Genomic DNA, 5,192 nt, shown 5'->3' with positions numbered 1-5,192 from the left:
TTTTTAGCATTGTCACATTTGCCGTTATGTCGCTCGTCAGCAGGATTTACAAATGGCGAGGCAAAGCAGTGATGTCTCACTATGCCAAGTGCAGGTTTAACGAACTCCTTGCGGTTCTGTTATTTTTCCTTGCGATAGCCATTATCTGCTTTATGATGTATCTTCTTGACAAAAAGTGAAACAAGCTTTGATACGAACTCCGGGCCGTTATATCGAATGGTCTAACTCGATGTACCAGTTTCCCTTGATGGGTTTGTAAAGCGTGGTGTCGTTGTACGTCCTGCGGTAGATCTCGTTCAGGTCGCCATATTCGGTGATACGGATATTCCGACGGCTTCTCAATCCGGGATCGTAAACGAAACTCTTGGACGTTCCCGCATCCACGATGCCGTGGGAGTAGTACGGCATAACAAGGCTCACATATACCGAATCTGCCGTTCCCCATTCCCTGCGATCAACAAGGATAAAACCGCATCCAATCTCTGATAACAAGGAGTCGAGTAGGATTCGCTCCGGCTTCAACAGTCCATATACCGGAATGTCTTGTTCGTCATTCGTTTTATGGAATGTATCGCTTTGTTCTGTTGAATCAAGTATAATGACCTCTTCCGGAGAAAGCGGCGGGTAGTGAAAACTACCTTCTGAACTCTCTGCCATGATTTCGTACACCTTACGGAACGCCACCTCGTGCGTGGTGAAATGGCGTATCATTTCCTCGTCCGACGGCGGCATGGGAGGCTCTCCGCAGCTTGCGGCAAGCAGGATTACAAATAACAGGATTATGATTGGTGTTCTCATTTTCTAATGTTTAATAGGATGCAGATAATCACTGTTTAAGTGATTGATGTGCGTGTTATCAATACTTTAACTACAAACTTTAAAACAATCATTCATTTTATAATAATAGTTTCGTATCTATCAAAATGTATTCCTTGAAGATGATGTTTCAATACAAGGTTCTTAAATTCCTCCCCATAAAAAGTATAGCGACAATTTACATTCGGAAGTCTGAAAATAGTTTGCTCTTGGATTTTATTTTTATCCAACACAAATTTATTTATACAACTCACCCATCCTCTTTCTTTATCTAACCACACTATATCTGATTCTTTTTCAATCAAAGCATCTATTATATTGGTACAATGAAAAAATAAAAACCTTTTGGCGACTTTATATCAAGAATTTCTCCATTTTTGATAAGAATATTTTCTAAAATACTTAATGCTTTGTCGCTAATAGTTAATAGAGGATTACAAAATTGTGATAAATCAAAATGTTTATGTCTATTACTTTTTTTCCATATATATTCCATCTCAGGAGGATTCCACTGCTTTAGTAAACCTTCAGCATGTCCCATACAATTTTGCCAATCTTCCACATTTGGAAAACGTAAATCGTTAAATCCTTCTAAACTACCTATTAAGTAAAAGTTCATATTGTCGTACTGTAATTGATAATGGTTTGACGGGGAACGGCGTTAGTCCGTTATCCCGGCTTGTTAATATTAAATTTATGTTTCCTGATAGATTGTTTCAGAATATAATTCTGTCGAAAGAATAATAGATTTTAATTCTCCATTAGACTTATAATCAAATGAATGTTGTAACGTATCCTGTTCAATATCATTTCTATCAAATTGTCTTATAACTATTTTTTGTAGGCGGTCATTTTCATAAAAATATGTTTCTTCTCTACTTCCACGAGAACCCTTTGAATACATTTTCTCTATTTTACCATTACTTCCATATAGATAATATCGGACATTCACAATACGTTTGCTATTATCATATGCAATAGTTTTCATGAGTTCCTTTTCATAAATGAAAAAGGTGTAATAGAATTGATTTTTAAGTTCCAAGCCCTCTCGGATTTCTATAATTTGATTTTTTACATCGAAATAATAAGTAAATAGGTTATTAGTTGTTTTGAGAGAAGTTACATTTCCAACTATTTTCCCTTGCTTAAACCTGTTTCTTTGATAAGAATAAGGGGATATTTCGTAGAACTCACCTTTGTAATTCTCTTCCCTTACAACATTCTTATCAATTTCTCTTTTCAATTCATCAAACATATTTCTCAATGAATTAAAATCATCTTTCAATTTATCAGGTATCATAGTGTTTCCTTTTAATATTAATGTTTGGTGGCTAACCGACCTTTCAGGGGTAGTTAAGCCGCTTGTTAGCAACCTCTTTTCGTTTTATAGATTATTTCAGAATATCCATTTGGAAATGATTTGGTAATACTTTCTAAAGCCCCATCGTCTTGATATTGGAATATATGAATTAAATCATTACCACTATTACCCTCAATATCATATTGTTTGACTTCAATATGTGTCAAAGCATTTTCTTTATAGATATAATTCTCTTCACGGCAACCATACCTACCACATAACTGTGACCGTTTCAGCTTTCCGCCCTCAAAAAAGTAATGGCATACATTCATCAAATGTTTTCCATTATCGTATAGAATACTTTTCACAAGATTGTCTGTATAATACAGGAAAGTGTGATAAAACTGATTTTCAATAGAACAACCAACCTTAACTTCTACGATTTGATTTTGGTTATTAAATCCGTAGATACAAAGATTTTTGGTGCTTTTTATTGTATCAGGACGCTTTACAGGTTTTCCTTGTTTGCAACCATTACGCTGATAGGAATATGGAGTAAGTTCATAAAACTCGCCCTTATACAACTCAGTCCTGACAACATCGTCTTCTATTTGTTGCCTTATGGTTTCAAAGTCATTTTTCAATGCTTCAAATTCAGTTCTTATAGTTTCTCCAATCATTTTCATCTTTTTGGGGTTGCTAATGTTCGGCAGCGTTCCGCTTATTCAATCGGTTTGCTGTTTGTTATCGGTCTATTTCTTCTGTTTCAATCTTGCCTCCAAGTTGTTCAATTTCTTTTCGATATTCATCCACAATTATAGAGTTCCCTATTCCAAGTAAAATTTTATCTCTTGAACAAAATTCCTTGATTTCACTTAGTGGAACAGAAAATTTCTTTTTTAAGTACAGCATAATTTTAGGCAATTCATTTCCCTTGTCTGCAAGATATATATTGTAAATCTTAGGACTAATGATTGTCAGATAATCATCTAATTCCGTATTCTCAAATTGCACAAACTCGGCAGTTGGTAATATTGCATAACGAAAACAATCCGATTTTGTATCACAAAACACAATGGAATAACCGCCTCTGTTAAGTTGCTTGTTCATAGCTTGGAACAACAAAGGCAAATAGTCACCTCGGCGAATTTTGTCCCAATCCAAAGAATCCTCAAACTTTTTAGTGTTCCATAAGAAACGTTCTATCCCATAATTCTTTAACATCATCGTAATGGAACGCTTAACCTGCCCTGAATATTCTTCACCACTCCAATCAATAACTGCCATTCTGTGAGAAACTATAGCAAAACAAAGCATAATATCTACTTCACTAAATTCATTGTCTTCAGAGCTTGTATCGTACCATCCCTTTTCAAACATTTTCCTATGTTGAAGGACAAAGGTTCTCTTATCTATATTGAACAACTGAATCATTTCTAAAAATTCATCATAGTGTTCTTTTAATAACACTTTAGCGAATAATTGAAGTTTACTATCCATATTTTAATTTTTAGACCGATAATGTTTGTTGGATAATCGACCTTTGGAAGATTAATCCGTATGCTATCGTTTATTTCAACTTAATTAGTTTTTCATATTGACAAGAAACATCAAGAAGTTTATCTACTAATTCATCTCCAAGCCAACAATCTATTAGATATTTGCCATAACTTGGTGTAAACGAGTAAATATCTTTATCAATCGCATTAATCATATTTTCCAATTCTTTTTGTACATTATGTAATGCACCATCAGGAAGAGAAGTCTTCCTACATTCAAAAGGTTGCGCTAATATTCTTTTTACATCATCAAGTATATTCACACAACAACTTTTTACTGTTTCTTTTCTACTTACCATATTAAACGATAATGTTTGGTGGCTAACCGACCTTTCAGGGGAGGTTAAGCCGCTTGTTACTAACATTTTATTGTGTCAATTCATTATTAGTTTTACAACAGACCAATGACATTTGCAACAATATATATTGTCGCTATGTTGTTCTATACCTTCTATATCTATCATTGGAAGTTGTAATTTCTTTCCTTTCATCACAATCTCAAACTCATTGAAATGCCAATCTTTAAGTTCTTGTTTTTCTATTGTGAAGCCACAACTCTGTAAAAGTGTTGTAAGCTCTATTATAGGATTGCATATTGATTTGTATTGACACATATTATTTTTTCCTTGTTAGTAATGTCCGGCAGATAAACCGCCTTCAATGTTTCATCTGTTTGTTAGCAACCTATTTTCTATCAATCTTTTGTAAAAGTTGATTGTAATACTTCTCTAACATTTTGATGTTATTTTTTCTGTCAATTTTTCCACTTTCATTATCTGTGTATGCAAACCACTTAAATAGCAATTCAACAAAAATATGTTTACCAATTTCTGTTAAAGAACTTTCCTTAATAATTGAAGGCATGATTAGGTTTCCTTCATTATCACATGGATTATCACACAAAAGCCCCTTTCCGTATGCGTAGTTTAATAAGTTCTGACAACAGACTTTTGCGTAGTCTTTATCTCTCTGACGGATTTGAGCTTCTATAAGTCCGTCAACATCAAAAATTATTTGGTCACTCATATTCTTTTTAGTTTGTAAAGTTGCTAATGGGATTCAGCTAACTGCATTTAGCAGTTAAGGTGATTGTTACCAACATTTATTTTTTCAATTCTCCCAATAAGCATATATTGGCTATGTGATATTAAATATTCTTCATTTTTTCTTCGTATTCATTTTCTAAACACAAAGCACCACCTACAATAACATCACCATTAGTTTCTAAATCAAAATACTCTTTTTCATATCTGGGTTTTAAAATTATAATACAGCTTTTTTGTCCATTAAAATCTAAAAAACTGTCAGATTTGAAAAGAAGAAATGTAGGAGAAAGTTGCTTTACCACTATACCATGAAGAACATTACTACCATTATGATTGAAATCCCACGGTTCATCTACTGTTAGTTTGTACTTGACCATATTTATTAATTTTCTTTAGTTGGTAATGTTTGGCAGCGTTCCGCTTTAAGCGGTAGTGCTGTTTGTTAGCTACTTTACCAATTTAGCAAAGGCA

General features: G+C 33.7%; 8 protein-coding genes. All 8 read right to left on the bottom strand.

Annotation, left to right across the window (positions count from 1 at the left end):
* Nucleotides 1-207 precede the first annotated feature (207 nt).
* On the bottom strand, nucleotides 208-798 hold the full coding sequence (locus HMPREF9007_RS00315) for a DUF4948 family protein (protein WP_004295468.1): 591 nt from the start codon (nucleotides 796-798) through the stop codon (nucleotides 208-210).
* Between the two features lie 331 nt (nucleotides 799-1,129).
* Nucleotides 1,130-1,435, bottom strand: coding sequence for a hypothetical protein (locus tag HMPREF9007_RS27985; protein ID WP_008763882.1), 306 nt, complete (start codon nucleotides 1,433-1,435; stop codon nucleotides 1,130-1,132).
* A 75-nt stretch (nucleotides 1,436-1,510) separates the two neighbouring features.
* A complete protein-coding gene (locus HMPREF9007_RS00320; RefSeq protein WP_004295470.1) occupies nucleotides 1,511-2,116 on the bottom strand; it encodes a hypothetical protein in 606 nt (201 codons plus the stop codon).
* Nucleotides 2,117-2,181: 65 nt separating this feature from the next.
* On the bottom strand, nucleotides 2,182-2,802 hold the full coding sequence (locus HMPREF9007_RS00325) for a hypothetical protein (RefSeq protein ID WP_004295471.1): 621 nt from the start codon (nucleotides 2,800-2,802) through the stop codon (nucleotides 2,182-2,184).
* A gap of 58 nt (nucleotides 2,803-2,860) precedes the next feature.
* Nucleotides 2,861-3,616, bottom strand: coding sequence for a hypothetical protein (locus tag HMPREF9007_RS00330; protein WP_004295472.1), 756 nt, complete (start codon nucleotides 3,614-3,616; stop codon nucleotides 2,861-2,863).
* Between the two features lie 70 nt (nucleotides 3,617-3,686).
* Nucleotides 3,687-4,040, bottom strand: a complete 354-nt coding sequence (locus tag HMPREF9007_RS0125550; RefSeq protein ID WP_008763881.1) for a hypothetical protein — start codon at nucleotides 4,038-4,040, stop codon at nucleotides 3,687-3,689.
* 319 nt (nucleotides 4,041-4,359) lie between these two features.
* Entirely contained in the window at nucleotides 4,360-4,701 is a 342-nt protein-coding gene (locus HMPREF9007_RS00340; protein ID WP_004295473.1) for a hypothetical protein, read from the bottom strand.
* 121 nt (nucleotides 4,702-4,822) lie between these two features.
* Nucleotides 4,823-5,098 (bottom strand): hypothetical protein, encoded by a 276-nt coding sequence (locus tag HMPREF9007_RS00345; RefSeq protein WP_008763880.1) that lies wholly within the window; start codon nucleotides 5,096-5,098, stop codon nucleotides 4,823-4,825.
* Nucleotides 5,099-5,192: the final 94 nt, after the last annotated feature.

Source organism: Bacteroides sp. 1_1_14, assembly GCF_000162515.1.
Taxonomy (GTDB): Bacteria; Bacteroidota; Bacteroidia; order Bacteroidales; family Bacteroidaceae; genus Bacteroides; species Bacteroides thetaiotaomicron.
The sequence above is the reverse complement of the archived record's forward strand: the minus strand, read 5'-3'. Positions and strand labels throughout refer to the sequence as shown.